19 protein-coding genes and 1 tRNA gene are annotated in these 17,782 nt (G+C 70.5%); 8 read left to right on the top strand and 12 right to left on the bottom strand.

From position 1 onward, the window contains the following. Nucleotides 1-16: 16 nt before the first annotated feature. Together AB0I21_RS09620 and AB0I21_RS09615 are read right to left on the bottom strand one after the other, a co-directional pair. Nucleotides 17-427, bottom strand: a complete 411-nt coding sequence (locus AB0I21_RS09620) for a hypothetical protein (RefSeq protein ID WP_360559913.1) — start codon at nucleotides 425-427, stop codon at nucleotides 17-19. A 78-nt stretch (nucleotides 428-505) separates the two neighbouring features. After that, complete coding sequence (locus AB0I21_RS09615) at nucleotides 506-991, bottom strand: hypothetical protein (RefSeq protein ID WP_360559912.1); 486 nt, start codon at nucleotides 989-991, stop codon at nucleotides 506-508. Between the two features lie 167 nt (nucleotides 992-1,158). Between AB0I21_RS09615 and AB0I21_RS09610 the strand changes: the two genes are divergently transcribed. The 3 genes from AB0I21_RS09610 (at nucleotide 1,159) to AB0I21_RS09600 (ending at nucleotide 3,872) form a co-directional block, all read left to right on the top strand. Beyond that, nucleotides 1,159-2,601 (top strand): VWA domain-containing protein, encoded by a 1,443-nt coding sequence (locus AB0I21_RS09610; RefSeq protein ID WP_360559911.1) that lies wholly within the window; start codon nucleotides 1,159-1,161, stop codon nucleotides 2,599-2,601. 72 nt (nucleotides 2,602-2,673) lie between these two features. Beyond that, nucleotides 2,674-3,225, top strand: coding sequence for a DM13 domain-containing protein (locus AB0I21_RS09605; protein ID WP_360559910.1), 552 nt, complete (start codon nucleotides 2,674-2,676; stop codon nucleotides 3,223-3,225). A gap of 11 nt (nucleotides 3,226-3,236) precedes the next feature. Then, nucleotides 3,237-3,872 carry a response regulator transcription factor gene (locus AB0I21_RS09600; RefSeq protein ID WP_360559909.1) on the top strand — a complete coding sequence of 212 codons (636 nt, stop codon included), beginning with the start codon at nucleotides 3,237-3,239 and terminating at the stop codon, nucleotides 3,870-3,872. Between the two features lie 19 nt (nucleotides 3,873-3,891). Here the strand turns inward: AB0I21_RS09600 and AB0I21_RS09595 are convergent, their stop codons facing one another. From AB0I21_RS09595 to AB0I21_RS09580, 4 genes are read right to left on the bottom strand one after another with little or no spacing between them, the layout of a single operon-like run. Then, complete coding sequence (locus tag AB0I21_RS09595; RefSeq protein WP_360559908.1) at nucleotides 3,892-4,995, bottom strand: hypothetical protein; 1,104 nt, start codon at nucleotides 4,993-4,995, stop codon at nucleotides 3,892-3,894. Continuing rightward, nucleotides 4,992-5,483 (bottom strand): SigE family RNA polymerase sigma factor, encoded by a 492-nt coding sequence (locus tag AB0I21_RS09590; RefSeq protein ID WP_360559974.1) that lies wholly within the window; start codon nucleotides 5,481-5,483, stop codon nucleotides 4,992-4,994. The genes AB0I21_RS09595 and AB0I21_RS09590 overlap by 4 nt, the downstream gene beginning before the upstream one ends. Further along, nucleotides 5,480-6,985 carry a hypothetical protein gene (locus AB0I21_RS09585; protein ID WP_360559907.1) on the bottom strand — a complete coding sequence of 502 codons (1,506 nt, stop codon included), beginning with the start codon at nucleotides 6,983-6,985 and terminating at the stop codon, nucleotides 5,480-5,482. Before AB0I21_RS09585 ends, AB0I21_RS09590 begins: the two co-directional genes overlap by 4 nt. Then, the gene (locus AB0I21_RS09580; RefSeq protein WP_360559906.1) at nucleotides 6,982-7,839 is read right to left on the bottom strand and encodes an ABC transporter ATP-binding protein; all 858 of its coding nucleotides are present in this window, start codon (nucleotides 7,837-7,839) and stop codon (nucleotides 6,982-6,984) included. The genes AB0I21_RS09585 and AB0I21_RS09580 overlap by 4 nt, the downstream gene beginning before the upstream one ends. Nucleotides 7,840-7,956: 117 nt before the next feature. Here AB0I21_RS09580 and AB0I21_RS09575 point away from each other — a divergent pair, with 117 nt between their 5' ends. Next, nucleotides 7,957-8,400: a hypothetical protein gene (locus AB0I21_RS09575; RefSeq protein ID WP_360559905.1), complete on the top strand. Its 444-nt coding sequence runs from the start codon at nucleotides 7,957-7,959 to the stop codon at nucleotides 8,398-8,400. Here the strand turns inward: AB0I21_RS09575 and AB0I21_RS09570 are convergent. Then, nucleotides 8,384-9,433 (bottom strand): ATP-binding protein, encoded by a 1,050-nt coding sequence (locus AB0I21_RS09570; RefSeq protein ID WP_360559904.1) that lies wholly within the window; start codon nucleotides 9,431-9,433, stop codon nucleotides 8,384-8,386. The genes AB0I21_RS09575 and AB0I21_RS09570 overlap by 17 nt on opposite strands. 398 nt (nucleotides 9,434-9,831) lie before the next feature. Further along, a tRNA-Arg gene (locus tag AB0I21_RS09565) sits at nucleotides 9,832-9,907 on the bottom strand. 245 nt (nucleotides 9,908-10,152) lie between these two features. On the opposite strand from AB0I21_RS09565, the gene AB0I21_RS09560 reads away from it, so the two are divergent. Continuing rightward, complete coding sequence (locus tag AB0I21_RS09560) at nucleotides 10,153-10,524, top strand: type II toxin-antitoxin system RelE/ParE family toxin (protein WP_360559903.1); 372 nt, start codon at nucleotides 10,153-10,155, stop codon at nucleotides 10,522-10,524. Further along, nucleotides 10,521-10,853 carry a helix-turn-helix transcriptional regulator gene (locus tag AB0I21_RS09555; RefSeq protein WP_360559902.1) on the top strand — a complete coding sequence of 111 codons (333 nt, stop codon included), beginning with the start codon at nucleotides 10,521-10,523 and terminating at the stop codon, nucleotides 10,851-10,853. Before AB0I21_RS09560 ends, AB0I21_RS09555 begins: the two co-directional genes overlap by 4 nt. A 352-nt stretch (nucleotides 10,854-11,205) precedes the next feature. Here AB0I21_RS09555 and AB0I21_RS09550 read toward each other — a convergent pair whose 3' ends face one another. The 4 genes from AB0I21_RS09550 to AB0I21_RS09535 all read right to left on the bottom strand — a co-directional run bounded on the left by AB0I21_RS09550 (nucleotide 11,206) and on the right by AB0I21_RS09535 (nucleotide 16,017). Further along, a complete protein-coding gene (locus AB0I21_RS09550) occupies nucleotides 11,206-11,898 on the bottom strand; it encodes a hypothetical protein (protein WP_360559901.1) in 693 nt (230 codons plus the stop codon). A 64-nt stretch (nucleotides 11,899-11,962) separates the two neighbouring features. Continuing rightward, entirely contained in the window at nucleotides 11,963-14,089 is a 2,127-nt protein-coding gene (locus tag AB0I21_RS09545) for a DEAD/DEAH box helicase (RefSeq protein WP_360559900.1), read from the bottom strand. A 32-nt stretch (nucleotides 14,090-14,121) separates the two neighbouring features. After that, complete coding sequence (locus tag AB0I21_RS09540; protein WP_360559899.1) at nucleotides 14,122-14,937, bottom strand: hypothetical protein; 816 nt, start codon at nucleotides 14,935-14,937, stop codon at nucleotides 14,122-14,124. 651 nt (nucleotides 14,938-15,588) lie between these two features. Then, the gene (locus tag AB0I21_RS09535) at nucleotides 15,589-16,017 is read right to left on the bottom strand and encodes a hypothetical protein (protein WP_360559898.1); all 429 of its coding nucleotides are present in this window, start codon (nucleotides 16,015-16,017) and stop codon (nucleotides 15,589-15,591) included. A gap of 186 nt (nucleotides 16,018-16,203) precedes the next feature. On the opposite strand from AB0I21_RS09535, the gene AB0I21_RS09530 reads away from it, so the two are divergent. Further along, the gene (locus tag AB0I21_RS09530; RefSeq protein ID WP_360559897.1) at nucleotides 16,204-16,515 is read left to right on the top strand and encodes a helix-turn-helix transcriptional regulator; all 312 of its coding nucleotides are present in this window, start codon (nucleotides 16,204-16,206) and stop codon (nucleotides 16,513-16,515) included. A gap of 43 nt (nucleotides 16,516-16,558) precedes the next feature. After that, the gene (locus AB0I21_RS09525; protein WP_360559896.1) at nucleotides 16,559-17,782 is read left to right on the top strand and encodes a type II toxin-antitoxin system HipA family toxin; all 1,224 of its coding nucleotides are present in this window, start codon (nucleotides 16,559-16,561) and stop codon (nucleotides 17,780-17,782) included.

The following is a 17,782-nucleotide window of genomic DNA, read 5'->3' as shown; positions in this document are numbered from 1 at the left end:
GGGAGCGGCCGCCGCGCTATTTCGACTCTGACTTGCGGGTGTGCGACCGGCTCGGCGTCGCTTTCGCGGGTGTCCGCGCGTCGCCGGCCGGCTCGTCCCCCTCGTTGCCCTGCAGGACCTTCATGATCCTGGGGGCGAGCGCCTCCGCCAGGGCGGGTGCGAGCGCGTCGGCGAGCACCCCGGCGAGAGCCTCGGCCATGAGCATCCGCTCCAGCGTCGACCCGCCCCGCGCCATGCCGCCCCGTGCCATGCCGGCCCGGAGACTCTCCAGCAGGCCTCCCGGCATCGGGCCGCGGCCCCGGCCGGGGGCCTTCGTGATCTGCCCCTGGTCGGCGCTGTCGAGGATCTCCAGGATCAGCTCGTCGATGAGTGCCTCGACCTGCTGTGGTTGGTCGGGATCGTGTGGTGTCGACGATTCAGCCGCCACGATGGTGCCTCCCTTGAAATCGGCGAATGTCCCGTCCCCGGCCGCGGTACGGCCGGGGACGGGACCGGGATGGTCGGGTCAGTTGCGCGCCATCAGCGCGGCGAGCAGGAGTGGGTGCTCGACGATGTTCTTGCCCCGCCGCTTCCGCGAGGCGAGCGCGGCGAGCAGGAGCGGGTGCTCGATGATGCTGCTCTCGCTCTCCTCGCCGCGGCGTCGGGCGAGCATCGCGAGCAGCAGCGGGTGCTCGATCATGCTCTCGCTCTCCTCGCCGCGGCGCCGGGCGAGCATCGCGAGCAGCAGCGGGTGCTCGATCATGCTCTCGCCCTCCTCGCCGCGGCGCCGGGCGAGCGCGGCGAGCAGCAGCGGATGCTCGATCATGCTGCCTTCGCCCTCCTCGCCGCGGCGCCGGGCGAGCGCCGCGAGGAGGAGCGGGTGCTCGAAGATGCCTTCGCCGCGCTCCTCGCGGCGGGACATGAGCGCGGCCAGCAGCAGCGGGTGCAGCGGGCCTTCCTCTTCGCGCTCGCTGGTCTCGGTGCGGCCACGCTCGGCAGTGGAACTGGTCATGGATACTCCCTGATCAGCGATCCGTCGTCACGGGCCATGGCGTCGGCCCGTGCGCTTACGAGTTCCAGATTCCTGGGGGGCACGGGCCTGCACCCCACCCGGGCGGCATGACAGTTCGGCCGGTCAGGCCGGTCAGGGACTGGCCTCGTTGTGGTGCAATCGTCGGCGTGACCGTTGCGATCCTGGCCCGAGGGCAGAACACGGCGTTGCCGGTGGCGGCGTCCTACACCGTGGAAGTGAGCCACTCGGCGGGACCTGAGGTCGACCTGGTCGCGTTTCTGCTGGACGAGTCCGGCCGGGCTCCCGGCGACGAGGCGATGGTCTTCTACAACCAGCCCGGCGGGGCGGGGGCGCGGTGGCTGCCGCCGCAGACCGTCGCCGGCGTCACCCGGCACCAACTCCAGGTCACCCCGGGTGGCTGGTCGGGCTCCACGGTCCGGGTCAGGATCGGCCTGACCGTCGCCGGTGGCACCTTCGCCGCGGTGCCGGGGCTGCGCGCCTCGGTGCACGGTCCGGACGGCGAGCTGTACGGCCTCGACCTCGGCACCCCCGACGTCCAGGACGCCCTCATCGTCGGCGACGTCTACCGCCACCGCGACGCGATCAAGGTCCGCTGCGTCGGCGACGGCTTCACCGACGGCCTGCGCGGCTTGGTCACCGACGCCGGCCTGACGGTCGACGAGGAGCCCGCGCCCCCGGCCGCCGCGGCCCCGGTTTTCGCGCCCCCACCGCCCCCACCGCCCTCGGCCGCTCCGGCTGCTCCGGTCGGTTTCGCGCCGCAGCCTGCTCAGGCCGCCGCGCCGGTCGGGTTCGCACCGCCGCCGGCCGCGGCTCCGGTTGGTTTCGCGCCGCCGCCACCGTCGGCGGGCCCGTCGCCTGCGGCGCCGGCCGTCGGCCTCACGAAGGCCAAGCAGATCAGCCTCGCCAAGCCCGCGCCCGGCGCGTCGAACGTCGACCTGCGCAAGTACGCCGTCGCCGTCTCCCTCGTCAAGAGCGGCCTCGACGGGCGCACGTTCCGCGTGGTGCTGGCCATCGACTGCAGCGGCTCCACGAAGAAGCTCTTCCGCAGCGGCGTCATGCAGCGCTCCCTGGAGCGGATGGTCGTGATCGCCGACCTCCTCGACGACAACGGCGAGATGGAGGTGTGGTTCTTCGGCGACTTCCCGGTCCGCTCCGCTCCGGTCCGCGTCGCCGACGCCCACGACTACCTCGACCGCCTGGCCGCCGACAAGAAGCGCGCCGAGGGCGGCAACTTCGAGCCCCGCGTCATGAAGGAGATCCTGGACTGGACCGCCGCCGAGCCGTCACCCCACCCGACGCTCGTGCTGTTCTGGTCCGACGGTGGCGTCCACGCGGAGAAGCAGATCACCGAGCTGCTGGTCCGTTCGAGCGACCGCCCCGTGTACTGGATGTTCCTCGGCCTCGGCGTGGCCGACTACGGCGTCCTCGCCCGCCTCGACAACGTCCGCGGCGGCCTGGTCGACAACGCGGGCTTCATCCCGATCGACGACATCGACCAGTTCTCCGACGACGACCTGTACGGCCAGATCTTCGGCTTCGTCAGCCGCTGGCACACCGCCGCCGCGGCGGCCCGCATCCTGCCCTCATGAGGCGAACCGTAAGCACCCGGTAAGCACGCGGAGGCTGGCCGCGCGGAACGGGTGGCCGGTTCACTGAAGCGCATGAGATGGAAGCTGGCCGTCCCGGCCGTCGTCCTCGTCGTCGTGCTGGGGTTCGGCCTGTACTGGTTCGCGCCCTGGCGCCTGTTCACCGACACGACCGTGCACGAGGCCCTGACGGCGCCGACCGGGCCGGCCGTGACGGGCCAGGCGCAGGGGAGTGCCGGCGCGACGCAGAGCGGCACCGCGGCGCCGGTCGTCGTGGCGCCGGTCGTCGTGGCCGGCGGCGCGTTCGTCACGCACGAGCACGAGACGTCGGGGACGGCGCGGCTGGTCCGGGCGGCCGACGGCACCCACCGGCTGGAGATCGCCGGGCTGAGCACCTCCGACGGGCCGGACCTGCGGGTCTGGCTCACCGACCAGCCGGTCGTCGCGGGCAAGGCCGGCTGGTCGGTCTTCGACGACGGCCGGTACGTCGAGCTGGGCAGGCTGAAGGGCAACAAGGGCGACCAGGCCTACGCGATCCCCGCCGGCACCGACCTCGCGGGCCTGCGCTCCGTGACGATCTGGTGCAAGCGCTTCTCCGTGTCGTTCGGGGCGGCGCAGCTCGCCTAGGCTGCTCAGTTGTGACGATCCGGGTGCTCATCGCCGACGACCAGCCGATGGTCCGCGACGGGCTGCGACGGATCCTCGGCGCCGAGCCCGACCTGGACGTGGTCGCGGAGGCGGCCGACGGGGTGGAGGCGCTGCGGCTGGCCCGCGAGCTCACGCCCGACGTGGCGCTGCTCGACATCCGGATGCCGCGGATGGACGGGCTGACCGTCACCCGGCACCTCGCCGGCGGCCCGACCCGGGTCGTCGTGGTGACCACGTTCGACCTCGACGAGTACGTGTACCCGGCGCTGCGCGACGGCGCGTCCGGCTTCCTGCTGAAGCGGTCCGGCCCGGCGCTGCTGGCCGAGGCGGTCCGCGCCGCCTACGCCGGGGACAGCCTGATCAGCCCGTCGATCACGGTGCGGCTGCTGAAGCACGTCACGGGACCCCGCCCGGCCCGGCCCGCGCCGGTCGAGGCGCTGACCGAGCGGGAGCTGGAGGTGGCCGCCCACGTCGGGGCGGGCCGGACCAACGCGGAGATCGGTGCCGAGCTGTTCATCTCCGCCGGCACGGTGAAGACCCACGTCGCCGCGATCCAGCGCAAGCTCGGCGTCCGCAACCGCGTCGGCATCGCCGTCTGGGCCTGGGACACCGGCACCGTGGCGTGACAGGCCCCGCGCCGGCGCGTCAGGGGACGAGCCGGTCGGCCCAGGTGGACGGGTCGAAGGGGGTGCGGGCCACCCGGATGCCCTCGGCGATCGTCAGGAGCGCCGGGCTCGTGTACGTGCCGGTGCCGGCGATGTGGATCCGCAGTTCATTGACGTCGGGGAACTCGACGGAAGGGCGGAACCGGTCGTCGGTGAAGACGGCCGCGGGGTGGCCGCCGATGGTCAGGGTCGGGGCTGCCGAGGTGGCGGGCAGACCGGCGTGCCGCATCGAGATCTCGGCGCGGTCGACGGTGTTCTCACCGGCCCAGAGGGTGGCGAAGAGCAGGCGGCCGGGGAGGTCATTGCCGGCGAGGGTGGTCTCGCAGCCGAGCAGTCCGGCGCCGGCCGGGAGGACGGTGAGCTGGACGGGCGCGGTGCAGCGCAGCGTGACGTCCAGGCGGACGCGGGACCTGATCCGCGCGGCGTCGGCGGTGGCGGCGTCCTCGGCGAAGAGCTGCGCCCACACGCCGGGGACCGGCTGCCAGCGCTGGTAGTAGAAGCGCTGCATGGGGCCGGAGGTGAAGACGAAGAGGCCGTCGCCCCGGTCGGTGGCGGTGGGCAGGTGGCCGGCAGGGTCGCGGTTCTCGTCCTCCAGGAGGCGGTCGAGGAGGGCGGTCGTCTTCGCCAGGGACACCTTGTAGGTGGCACCGTCCCGGGCGAACTCGATCGTCTCGACGCCGCCGGTCGAGCGCCACGTGGTGTACGGGGACACCACGCTCCACTCGTCGACGGTGAAGTGCAGCAGCGCCGGGTCGGTGCCGATCCTCGACGGGTCGGCGGGCACCGCGATCGCGGGCAGGCCGGGGACGGACCAGCCGCCCGGCGGCGGGTATCTGGTCCAGTCGGCACCCACGCTCTGGGACGCCTGCCCGGTCGGGCCGGGCACGCCCGGGGACCGCGAGACGGTGACCGCGCCGGCGGCGGCGACGACCGCCACGAGCGCGGCGCCGCGCACCGCATAGGCACGGGCCCGCAGTCGGCGGCCGCGGCGCGCGGCGGCGTCGGCGAGGGCGGACGTGTCCACGACGTCGCCGTCGTGGGCGCCGAACGTGGCCGCCAGGTCCTGCTCGAGCTGGGTGCTCATGAGACGCTCCGGGAGGAAGAGGGCTGGTGACGGGCGCGCAAGGTGGTGAGGGCGCGCATCGCGGTGGTTCGGACGGTGACGGCCGAGCAGCCGAGGATCTCCGCGATCGCGACGTCGTCGAGATCCTCGTAGTAGCGCAGGACCAGGACCGCCCGCTGGCGCACCGGCAGGGCGAGGACCATCCGCCACAGGGCGTCCCGCTCGGCCACCGCCACCCCGATGTCGGGGGCGGCGGTGGGCGCGGCGACCAGCGCGACGGTGACCTCACCGCTGGAGCGGCGGCGCCACCAGGAGGTGTTGGCGTTGACCAGCATCCGGCGGACGTAGACGTCGGGGCGCTCCGCCGCCGACACCCGCCGCCACTGCACGAACGCCTTGGCCAGGACCTCCTGGACCAGGTCGTCGGCCCGGTGCTCGTCGCCGGTCAGCAACCGGGCGAAGCGCACCAGGGCCGCGCCCCTGCTGTGCACGAACTCCTCGAACGTCACCCCCAACAGACGCTTCCACGGCCGCCGAATGTTCTGCCGGTCCGGAAGAAGAACACGATTCCCAGCAGCGCCAGCGCCGAGGCCGCGACCAGAGCCGGCGGCGGGCCGCCCGAGGGCAGGGCGCCCATGAAGTCCACCGCCGCGACGTCGTTGATCAGCATGTACCAGAGGATCGTGTAGACCGCCTGGAAGGTGCGTGCGGCGCCGGTGAGGGTACCGAGGGCCAGGGCGAGCGCCGGGATGAACAGCGCGCCGGCCGCCCACGCCGCGAGGCCCGCCAGGTCCGCCTCGGCGGCCATCCGGATCGCCGATGGCGCGGCGGTGCCGGCCGCCAGCAGTACACCCGCGGCGAACTCGGCGAGAAGGCGCCGGCGCGGACCGGGATACGCCGCGAGGATCGCCCCCGCCTCGCGCCGGGTGCCCAGCCGCGACCACAGGATCACCGGCCAGATCCACACGACGGCGAGCACGGAGCCGGGATCGACCGGGGAGGCGAGCCCCAGCAGGGCCAGCAGCGCCGCACCGGTCCACCACCACCAGGGCGTTCCCCGCAGCAGGACGCGGAGCTCGGCGAACGGCAGCCGCACCGCGGACCCGGTCGCCACCGCCGGCGTCTGCGGGAGTCCCTTGTAGACGGTCCTCGGCTCACCGGCGGAGACCGCCGTGGCGGGGCCGCGGGCCGCGATGTCGAAGCGGTGGAACCACAGCGCCGGCAGCAGGGCCACGGCCACCGCGAGCAGGGTCAGCGCGACCCGGCCGGCCACGAACGGCGCATCCAGCGGCAGGCCCGGCCAGTCGAACGTCCGAAGTGGAGTGTCCACGTACATCAGACCCAGGCCGAACGAGTCGGACGTCGCCGGCATCGTGCCCGCCAGCTGCGATACACCGATCCCGCCGAGCGGTGCCGACGCGGACTGGCCGCCGATGGCGCCGACCATCCACACGAAGCACCACAGGATGTTGCCGAAGCCGGAGCGCAGCACCGGCGTCGCGTCCCACAGCAGCGCCGCGGCGGCCGTCACGGCCAGCATCGGCAGCGCCAGGAACACGAACGGCGTGAGCAGCCCCACGAGGTCGACGGTCCGCGACTCGCCGCGCAGCAGCTGGAGCGCGAGCGCGGTGCCGGCGAGCGTCGCCGCCATCGAGCCGAGCACCAGCAGGTTGCTGGCGAACTTGCCGGCCAGGTACACCGGCGTGCGCAGCGGCGACGCCGCGAGCAGCTGGCCGACCCCGGTGCGGACGTCGCGGGCGACGGCGTCGCGGACCAGGTAGAACCCGACGAACGTGAGCCACAACGCGCTGGTCAGGGCGGTCACCAGGCCGACATAGGCGCTGGTGTAGGTGCCGCGGTAGCCGCCGGCGTCGAGCACCACCCAGCGGGCGTCGGTCGGCGGCACCGCCAGCCAGCCCAGGCCGACCGCCGAGATCAGCATCACGAGGTACGCGGGGCGGCGCACCCGCTCCCGGAAGTCGGCGACCGCGAGGCCGACGACGGCGGTCACCGGGTCACCGCCAGGTAGGCGTCGGCGAGGTCCGGCGCGACGGGGGCGGCGTCCGGGGCGGGGCGTTGCGTGGCGAGCACCCGGACCCTGACGTGGCCGCCGGTGCGGATCTGCCTGGTCACCGGCATGCGCTGCTGGACGCCCGGCAGGTCGGCGGGGGCGACCGGCAGCTCCCACACGTGCCCCGCGACGCTGCGCACCAGGTCGCCGGGGTCGCCGTCGAACCGGATCCGGCCGGCGGCCATGACGACGATCCTGGTCGCGACCGACTCGACGTCGGAGACGATGTGCGTGGACAGCAGCACGGACCGGTCCGCGGACAGGTCGCTCAGCAGGTTGCGGAAGCGCACCCGCTCCTCGGGGTCGAGGCCCGCGGTGGGCTCGTCGACGACGATGACCCGCGGGTCGGCGAGCAGCGCCTGCGCGATGCCGACCCGGCGCAGCATGCCACCGGAGTAGCCGCCGAGGGGGCGCTTCGCGGCGTGGGCGAGGTTGACGAGGTCGAGCAGCTCGCCGACGCGGGCGCGGGCGGACCGGTGCGAGAGGCCGCGGACCGCCGCCAGGTAGGTGAGGAACTCGTGGCCGGTCAGGTGCGGGTACACGCCGAAGTCCTGCGGCAGGTAGCCGAGCGCTCTTCGCAGCGGGGCGGGCCTGGCGACCGCGTCGGCGCCGTCGAAGCGGACCTGCCCCCGGGTCGGCCGGGTGACCGTCGCCGCGATGCGCAGCAGGGACGACTTGCCCGCGCCGTTCGGCCCCAGCAGCCCCACCAGGCCGGGCCCGAGCCGCAGCGTCAGGCCGTCGACCGCGCGCTTCTGCCCCTTGTAGACCTTGGTGATGTCGATCAGCTCAAGCATGGGTCCAGCCTCGCGGCCGCCCGCGGTGGGCACATCTGCCGAACGGGAGAGAAAAGCGCCCCCCACGTGCGGGTGGGATGCCGTAGCCTGTTGCCGCTTCCACGGGAGGAATGAACCATGGCCATCTCGGCTCAGCAGCAACAACAGGCCGCGCAGCTCACCCCCTGCCGGTTCTGCAACAACGTCCCGACCGCGCAGACCAAGTTCCGCGGGCACCGGGGCCTGATCATCGTCATGCAGTTCCGTCACGTCGACGGGCCGTTCTGCCGCGACTGCGGCATGGCCACGTTCCGCGAGATGACGTCGAAGACCCTCATCCAGGGGTGGTACAGCTACGGCTCGTTCTTCATCACGCCGTTCGTCGTGCTCTGGAACATCATCAACCGGCGCAAGGTCGCGAACCTCGCGCCGCCGCAGCCCTCGCCGTACGGCGGCGCCCGCCAGCCGATGAACCCGGGCAAGCGGCTGCTCGCCCGGCCGATCAGCATCATCGGGCTGCTCATGCCGTTCATCCTGGTCTTCGCGGCCATCCTGCTCATCACACTCACCAGCGACGCGTGACCTGACCGGCTGGCAGGTGGCAGGTCACCTGCCAGCCGTCGTCCCGCGCCCCCGCGTGCAGCTCGCCGCCGAGCGCCTCGACCCGCTCCCGCAGGCCGGCGAGCCCGCTCCCGCCGCCGTCCCTGACCGCCGTCGATCCGCTGCGGTCGTTGACGATCACCAGCCCGACCCGGCCGTCCGCGACGCTCACGGTCACCGTCACCCCGGTCGCGGCCGGGGCGTGCCGGCGGACGTTGGTCAGCGCCTCGATCACGACGTGATAGGCCGCCTTCGAAGCCTCGGCCGACATCGCCGGGATTTCCGTCATGTACAGATGTGCCTCGGCGGGACCGGTCGCACCGAAGCGCTCCACCACCTCCGGCAGGTCCCCGACGCCCAGGACCCGCTGCGACGCGGGCCCCCGCAGCGCGCTGACCATCCGGTCCATCCCGTCCAGGGCGCGCAGGCCGGCCGCCTCGATCTCCGCCAGCCCCGCCGCCTGCGCCGCGACCACGATCCCGGTGACCTCGTGCGCGACCAGGTCGTGCAGGTCCCTGGCCAGGTCGAGCCGGTGCGCGCGGCGGGCCCGCTCCTCGGCCTCGCGCCTGCGGTGGTCGCCGAGCCGCAGGTAGAGCCCGGCGCCGGCCACGCACACCGTCGCCCCGAACGCGGCGCTCACCAGCAGCACCGACGCCTCGACCCGGTCCCCCGGCACGTGCAGCGACATCCGCAACGGCAGCGCCGTCATCGCCACCCCGACGGCGACCCCGGCGGGCGCGGGCGCCCGCCTTGCGAGCGCCACCAGCAGGACCCCCAGCCCCACGAACTCGAACGGCGCCCACAACGCCGCCGGCTCCGGCGCCCCCCGGTACACCACGTCGGCGAGCACCGACCCCGCGGCCACGACCATCGCGGGCCGCGGCGCCCGGGCGAGCGCCGCGACGGCGACGGCGGCGAGCGCGTCCGCCCCGGCCACCACCCCCGCACCCCCGGTCCGCGGCAACGCACACAACCAGAGCGCCCCGACCGGCAGCACCAGCAGGACCAGTTTCACCCACACCCCTGGCCCGGCCCACCCCTCCCGCCGCCGGCCCATAGCAAGCGAGAATAGTGCTTCGCGCGAGGCACGATGCCGCACTTCATCGTGCTGCCGCCGACACCGACCTGCGCAGCGATCGCGCTCCACCGCCGCTTCCCGAACGCCCTTACCGAGACCGCGCCGCTGCGCCTGCTGCGCTGAGCGCCGGGCTGCTGCACCTGCTCTACGCCACGGTCGCGGTCACCGTCGACGGCGGCTTCACCGTCCGCGGCATGGTCACCGACCGCCTCGCCAACAACATCGTCGACCTCGCGGTCGGTACCCTGCTCATCGCGATGGTCAGGTGGCCAGGAAGGCTAGTGGCACGCGAATGGCACGCAAGATCAGGAAGAACGTGCCATAAGCCTGTGACCTGGTGCCCCCGGCAGGATTCGAACCTGCGACACACGGTTTAGGAAACCGTTGCTCTATCCCCTGAGCTACGAGGGCGCGGAGCACAGTGTACCGACGCCCACGCTGACCTGCGTCGGCATATCCCGCCCCGGCGTGACCTGGATTCGTTCGGGCTGGTGGAGGCGGGGGCCGATCACACAATCGGCGTTTGCGATGGGCGGGGTCCGTCCGGTATGCCCGGTTGGTTCGCAGTGACCCTGGACGGTTCGCTTCGCCGATCACTCGTCGAGTTGGTGCGTGGCCGCTGGAGCCAGAATATAAGTCTGGCTTATACTGCTGGTATGTGGGAGGTCCGGCTGCATCCCGAGGTCGAGGAATGGTTCCTGGAACTGTGTCGCACCGACGTGGTGACAGCAGACCTCGTGGCGGAGGCGATCGACGTTCTGGCCGAGCAGGGGCCGGCACTCGGCCGGCCGCTGGTTGACCGGCTGAAAGGCAGCCTGTACCAGAACATGAAGGAGCTGCGGCCAGGCTCTGCCGGCCGTTCCGAGGTTCGGATGGTCTTCGCGTTCGATCCTGCACGTGAGGCGATCTTCCTGGTAGCAGGGGACAAGTCCGGGCGGTGGGAGACGTGGTACCGCAAAGCGATCCCGCTCGCGGACTCTCGGTATGCCGACCATCTCGCAGCACTGAAAGAGGAGGGCCAGTCATGACCGAAGCTTCGAACTGGCGGGACGTCAAGTCCAAGGCTCGTGCCGCCGACCCGACCTGGGACAGCACCGAGCGAGTCACCCGGCGCCGGGAAATGCGAGAGCAGATGCTGGCATCGGTCAGCGGCGCTCAACTGGCTGACATCCGCAAGCAACTCGGCATGACTCAGGCCCAACTGGCCGAAGCGACCGGACTGACGCAGGCGCGCATCAGCCAGATCGAGAACGGCGACGCCGTCGGCCTGGAGACGCTGAGGGCTTATGTGGTCGGACTCGGCGGCCAACTCGATATTGTCGCCCGTATCGGCAACATCCAGCTCAACGTGGCCTGAGAAGGCCGCCTGCCGAAGCTGAGAACCGTAGACATCGAGTAGGCGACGCATTCGCCAGCTGGTGAGCCGGCGCACTGACAGCATCCGCTTGGCGCCTCGCTGCTTGGCCTATGGCTACGGGCCTGGCGGTGGACGGCGTACTGGCGGCCAGGCATGAGGAACTCGACGATCGATGCCGCGTTCCGTATCTATGAAGGCCGCACGCTCAACGGCACGCTTGCATGGTCGCCCACCGCAGGCGCCGGGACCACCCACAAAAGCGACGAGCCGCTGGTCCTCGCTGGTACGTACTAAGCGCCAGATCGCGCCAGATGCCGAGGGTAGTCATCGGCACCCAGCGCCTGACGGACGATCAGCAGATTGGTTTCGGAAACCATGGGTCGTTCTCGGCGAGGTGGCCGATGTAGATGTACTCCCATCCGGTCCCGCCATTGACCGGCGCGAACATCTCACGCCACTCGTTGACGTAGAACCGTCCGCCATCCCAGCCCTTAACGCGGCGGACCCGCTCCGCAATGACTCGGGTGAGGTCCTTACCGACGTGTGAGCTCAGCAACTCCGGCCGCTCTACGTTGGGGCGCGGCGTCGCCATATAGTAGATTTCCGCCTTGCCAGACTTGAGCACATAGGGGATGCCGGGGTGCGGTCCAGTCCACGGGTCGCCCGGCTCTAGGGCGTCGCCATTATCGTCGAGCGCGTTGCCGCTCAGAATGTTGCCCTCAAACTCGAACTCGAGGGCCAGGTCATATTCGTCGGCAAGGTAGTAGGTTGTGTCCCCGCCGATCGCTACGGGCACAATCACCTGCGAGTGCTCGTTGATGTAGAAGGGGCCGTTCGGCGCATAGCCCATCTCGACCTTCACCCGGTTGACCATGTGTACTAGGTCGGGGTGGTCCGCCGTCGTGGCCAGCCAGCGCTCTCCATTCGGGTGCTGATAGGTAAGGGCGACAACCGGGCCGCGCGGACTGGTTCGGATGGCGTACTTCGCGTCCTTGGACACGTTCTTCGGGCAGTTTCCGGTGAACGGGGAGATGACGGTGCTCATCGAGCGCGATCCTCCTTGGGATCAGGTGGAGGTGTGGGGCGTGCAGTCGTGTGTACGGTCGAACTCACGGCATTTCAGGGAACGTCAGGTCTTCATCGAGCGCGGTGATGAATCTCGGTTCGCCATTCTCGAACCAGAATGCGTGTCGCAGGCGGTTAACTAGGACCCGCGACAGGGTATTCCGGGTCTTCGCCAGGTGTCGGACCTCGATAAGGAGTTGCTCGGCGGCCGGTCCGAGCGCGAACACCTCACCGCGGGGTACGCGCTTCGCGATGACGCCGCCGGCCCTTTGACGGAAGCGGAACTCCTCCGCTGGTTCCACCGGTCCGGGGTAGGCATCTCCGGGCTGAATGCCCATGACATCGACATCTATGATTTGGTCGGCGGCATCTCTGAAGCTGAACGCCTCGGCCAGCAACCCGCCGTAGATGGTGCCCCAACTGCCGTCGCTGTCTCGGGCCAGGACCAGGATCGCGCGGGCCTGCCGCGTCACTCGGAACCGGCCGGCCTGGCCCTTGAGCCGAGTGACGATCGCGGGCACCTTCTGCGGGTTCGCGGCGACCCGCCCGTCCGCATCGTGCACGTTGCCAGCAGAGGTCGCCGAGTACTCGTCGCCCTCGTATTGCCCCGGGTATGCGTCACCCTCCCGCAGCTGACCGAAGTCGATCTCGACCTCGCTCGGCAGGGGGTTCCGTGGCGGACCAGGCAGTTCAACTGGTTGTGCAGGGAGGTCCCAGGCGAAGTAACGGTTCCGGTCGACCCCGACGAGCTTGCCCCAGTCTTCGCGCTCGTAGATCGCTTCGTCCACGGTGCCGCGAACGAACAGCACACAGATCCGGGACGACTTGTCGGCGCCGTCGCCGTCCCGGTGCTTGCGCAGTACCCGGCCGATGCTCTGGATGCGCTGGCGCGGCGAGCTCGTTGAGGCGACGATGATGCCGAGATCCGCCTCCGGGACGTCGAACCCCTCGATGAGTGACCGTGCGGAGACGATCACCTTGGCGTCGCCGGCCCTAAACAGTTCCAGGCTCCGGTCCCTGAGCTCCTGCGGGAGTTCGCTGTGCTCCATGACCACGGGCACGTCGGCCGACCCGAGCCGGTCGAACAGGACGCCGACCTCCTCGATGCTCTCGTGGAAGAGGATCACTCTGGCGTCGGCGCGCTCCCGCAGCGCGCTCAGAACGAGTTCCTGGGCTGCGTCGAGGCGGCTTCCCGCCCGGTAGAGGAGTTGCTTGCGTCGCGTCGTTTCGGCGACGAATCTCGCCGCGACCTCGCCCTGGTCCCCGACTCGCCGTTTGGCGGAGCGCCGGGCCCATGCCATGAGATTCTGCCGTTGCGATGGTGGCGCGGCAGCGATCAGTTCCCGGCGAGCATCGTTGATCGAGTGGGTGAGTGCCTGATACTGGCGCGCCTCGTCGGCGCTCAGTGACAGGCCGAAGTGCTGGACATCGAAGGGCGGCAGCACGCCCTGCTCAATGGCCTGGGCAAATGACATCTCATAGACCACGTCGCCAATCTCACGGTCGCTGTCGGCATCCATGGCCGCACCGGATGGATCGTCGTCCCGCTCGGGTGTCGCCGAGAGCCCCAAAGAGAACCGTCGGGGGGTTTCGAGCACCGCCGACATCTCTGGCGCGCCGAGGCGATGGCACTCGTCGGCGACGAAGAGCAGCCGGTCGCCGACGGCGGACTTCCTGACCATCGTTGGCAACGACTTACGGGCCGACGACAGGACCGCGACAAGAACCCGTTTCTGGGCGTCAAAGTCGTCGGAGTGCCCGCCGCCCAGACGGCCGATCGCGGTCGGCGGAAGGTTTGAGCGGGACACCAGCACCTCGTGCCACTGCTGCATGAGAACGATCGTCGGAACGACGATCACCACCCGCAGTTGCGGCACATCCCTCTGGAGGCGCTCGGCGACGGCCAGTGCGGCCACGGTCTTGCCCGCACCGGTGACGACCTTGATCGTCCCCCGACCGCCGGCGGAAAACCACGCGTCGACCGCCTCGCGCTGCCACGGTGCCAGGGTGAGCCCACCGGTCAATCTCCACTGCTGGGGTAGGTCGAGGGACTGATTTGCGGTGGCAGGACCCGAGGCCTCGATCTCGGCGCCGACCGCGCGCGCGGACCAGTAGTCCCGCAGCCGCAGTTGCTGCATTTTGAGGCGCTCTTCCGACGTGAGCTCGCGCATTCTGAAGCCTCGCATCGCCGTTTGTGGATTGGTCACTGAGATCTTCTCGCTCCCCAGAGTTGGGATTCCCTGGGAAGCGCGGTGACCGATGCGGTCGCTACCCGTTGCGCCTCGGCGACCACGTCACTCAGTTGTGCAAGTCGCGCATCGACCTGCCGGGCGACGTCAGCGGCCCAGTCACTCCAGCCCGCCGTTCGGTCACCGGATGGAGGAGCGATGTCGAGCACCTCCCGTGCGTACCGCTCGATCAGGGGGGCCAGTGGATCCCCTAGAGCCTGCGGCTCCCGCGAGCCGCGGGCATCCAACAGCGCCCGCACCTTGTGGACGTCCAGCAGGCGTTCGCCGTCGGGCACGGTGACGATGCGCGTCTCCAAAGGCCAATCCGACCTCGCCAACCAACGGGACATCGCATGGCCGGCAGCGTCGAGGGCAGGAACGATGTAGGCAACACGTGCGCCACCGGAACGGCTCCAGGAACGCCGCTCGTCGCGCCGAAGCGCCCCAAAGCCTCGGGTGTTGAGATCGACCGTCTCGCGTGCCCAAACGTATTCCTGAATGAAGCCAGCGTTCTGCGGCACACCGACCTCACTGAGCGCGCGAAGCACGTACTGACGGACGGAACGCTCCTCCTCCCGCATCCGCTCCTCGGTAACCTCCTCCCGCAGGCTGCGCAGGAGCCGACCACGCTGCTCGCCGCGTTGCTCCAGGCCGGCAATCGCAGACGCGATCTCCGCGGTGGCCGTCGACGGGTCCGTGAGGACCTCGAGCAAAGCGTCGAGCAACGCGATCTCGTCGCGCAGCACACTGCTCAACTCTTGTCGCGTTCCACGCGGGTCCTGGAGGCTCACCCACGCAATATTAGCGTGGAATAACCACGGGCACAAGGCGGTCACCCGCGTTGTTCGGTTGCAGCTCGGGCTGGCTCGAAACGCGCGAAGCAACGCGCCACTGGCGGTCGAGTGGAAGGCGACGGTCGGTGGGTCGACCCTGGGTGGACTGCCGAAGCCGCTTAGCTAGACAAGTGCCGAAAGGGTTCAATAGCTGGTGAAGGCGTGTGGGCCAGTGCTGCCGCGTCGACCTACCTCGTACGGAGTTCGCCAGGTTGAGATCGCGCTCGTGGGCCTTCACAGGGTGTGTCAGCTGTCTTCGGCCCAGTGCTGGTTGGGCCGGCGACGGCTTCGTCCTTGGCCATGCGCGCCACGTCTGGTTCGGCGAGGCCGACCCGGGTGATGAGCAGGTGCACCACCTTGCTGAGGTCGGTTCGGCTGTTGGCGCTTTGGGTTTGCCGCGGGCTGGTGTGATGCCAGCGCGTACACAGTTCAAGAAGACGTCCTCGGTGACGTCGAGTTGGCCGCGCATGGTGTGGCTCCAGATGTTGGGGCCGCGCGAGTTCGTCTGTCACATGGCGGTGTTGGTCGGTCCACGAACGATCCGGGTGGGCTCCCCTCCTTCGATCTCGCAGAGCTTCCGGTGATCCTGGCGTGTCGGTGCCGGCCAGCTCATCGGGCCGCGCCCACCAGCCATTCGCGCAGCTGCATGTCGTCGCTGAGCTCGATCACCTGGACCAACGCCCAGTTGTTCCGGCGGTTCGGCGCGTCCAGCAGGTGTTCCTGCCAGTCGTCGGCGTACTCCCGCAACGCCACGATCATCTCCTTGATCGCCTCGTCGAACGTCGCCGCGTCAGCGGCTATCGGCACCCCGGGCAGGAACACCGACCAGCCGCCGTCCTCGGCCACCACCTGCGGCCGCGGTAGGACACCGACGAGGGTGGCACGCAGTCGCTCGGCATCGACGACCGCAGCCCGGCCGGTCTCCCGTTGCACGGTCGCCACCCGGCCGCGGCGCGCGGCGTCGAGCAGGTCCTTGAAGTGCGCTCGTGCGGTTGAGTAGTTGTCGAAATGCGCGGCAACGGACGTGAGATCCCCCAAACGTTCCCGACCAGCATGCGACGCGCTCGACGTACGTCAAGTACATGGCATAGCTGGCCACTCCTCACCTACGGACTGGCGATACGCGCGCCAGGACTCGTCGATGTTGATAAAACGACTGCAAAGCAGTGTTAGCGTTGTTTTATCGAAGGTGAGGGCGTGATGGCAAAGCGAACAAGGTCCTACATGCCGACGACTCGGGCTGCTGTTGTGCTGCTCGGGTCCCAGATCGCCGCGGCCCGCAAGGGGCGTGGTTGGACTGTCGCGGACCTGGCTGAGCGCGTGGGTGTGCAGCCGCACACCATCGGGCGTCTCGAGCGGGGTGAGCCGACCGTGGCGGTCGGCCTGGCGTTCGAGGCCGCGGTGCTTGTCGGCGTCCCGTTGTTCGGTGCGGACGAGCGGGAGCTGCCCGCCCTGGCCGCGGCTGCGAGGCAGCGGCTGGCCCTGCTGCCGGCTCGGGTGACGAAGCCGGCGCTCGTCGTCGACGACAACTTCTGACCTCGTACGGAGGAGCGGCATGGCACCACCGCGGGATGCCTTTGTGTGGGCTTGGCTGCCCGGCGCCACGGAGCCGGTGGTCGCGGGCCGGGTCGTCGCCGTGGACGGTGACCGGTACGTGTTCGCGTACGGCCAGAGCTACCTGGCGCGTCCCGACGCGGTCCCGCTGTACGCGCCCGAGCTGCCGCTGCGGGAGGGGCCGATCGAACCGCGGCGGAACCTGCCGCTGGCGGGCTGCCTCCGCGACGCCAGCCCTGACGCGTGGGGTCGGCGCGTCATCCTGGCTCGCCGGTTCGGCCACCTCGACCGCGACGCGGACACCGCGGCCCTGGACGAGCTGACGTACATGCTGACCTCCGGCTCCGACCGCGTCGGCGGGCTGGACTTCCAGGCCAGCGCCACCGAGTACGTCGCGCGGAACGAGACGGCCGAGCTGGCCGAGCTCATCGGTGCCGCCGAGGCGCTCGAGGCGGGCCGGCCGCTGTCACCCGCGCTGGGCGAGGCGTTGACGCGGGGCACGTCCATCGGTGGCGCGCGTCCCAAGGTCACCGTGCTCGACCGGGGGCACCACCTGATCGCCAAGTTGTCCTCGACGAGTGACTACTACCCCGTGGTCAAGGCGGAGGCCGTCGGGATGATCCTGGCTCGGCGGGTGGGCCTGAACGTCGCTGCTTGCGAGGTCATCCGTTGCGCCGGCCGCGGCGTGCTGCTCGTGGAACGCTTCGACCGCACCGCGGTACCCGGGCAGCGGCGCATGATGGTCTCGGCGCTGACCATCCTGGGCGAGGACGAGATGGGCGCGCGGCACGCCGGCTACCCGGATCTCGCGGACGCGGTCCGCAAGCAGTTCACCGACCCCAGCCAGCATCTGCGTGAGCTGTTCGCGCGGATGGTCTTCAACGTCTGTATCGGCAACACCGATGATCACCTGCGCAACCACGCCGCGTTCTGGGACGGCGCGCAGCTGTCGCTGACCCCCGCGTACGACCTGTGCCCCCAGCCGCGCAGCGGCGAGATCGCCAATCAGGCCCTGAACATCACCCGAGTGCCCGGCGAACGTGCGAGCCAGCTGCGGCTGTGCCGCAAGGCCGCGCCCGACTTCCTGCTCTCCAGCCAAGACGCCGACCAGATCATCGAGGCCCAGATCGAGGTCATCCGCCGTGAGTGGCAGGACGCCGCCGATGAGGCGCAGCTGACGGCGGCGGAGCGCAGCCAGCTGTGGCAGCGGCAGGTCCTGAATCCGTACATCCACTACGACCAGGCCTGA

The sequence above is a fragment of the Dactylosporangium sp. NPDC050588 genome (assembly GCF_040654975.1).
Classification (GTDB): Bacteria; Actinomycetota; Actinomycetes; order Mycobacteriales; family Micromonosporaceae; genus Dactylosporangium; species Dactylosporangium maewongense.
This window is presented reverse-complemented; position numbering and strand designations above follow the sequence as displayed.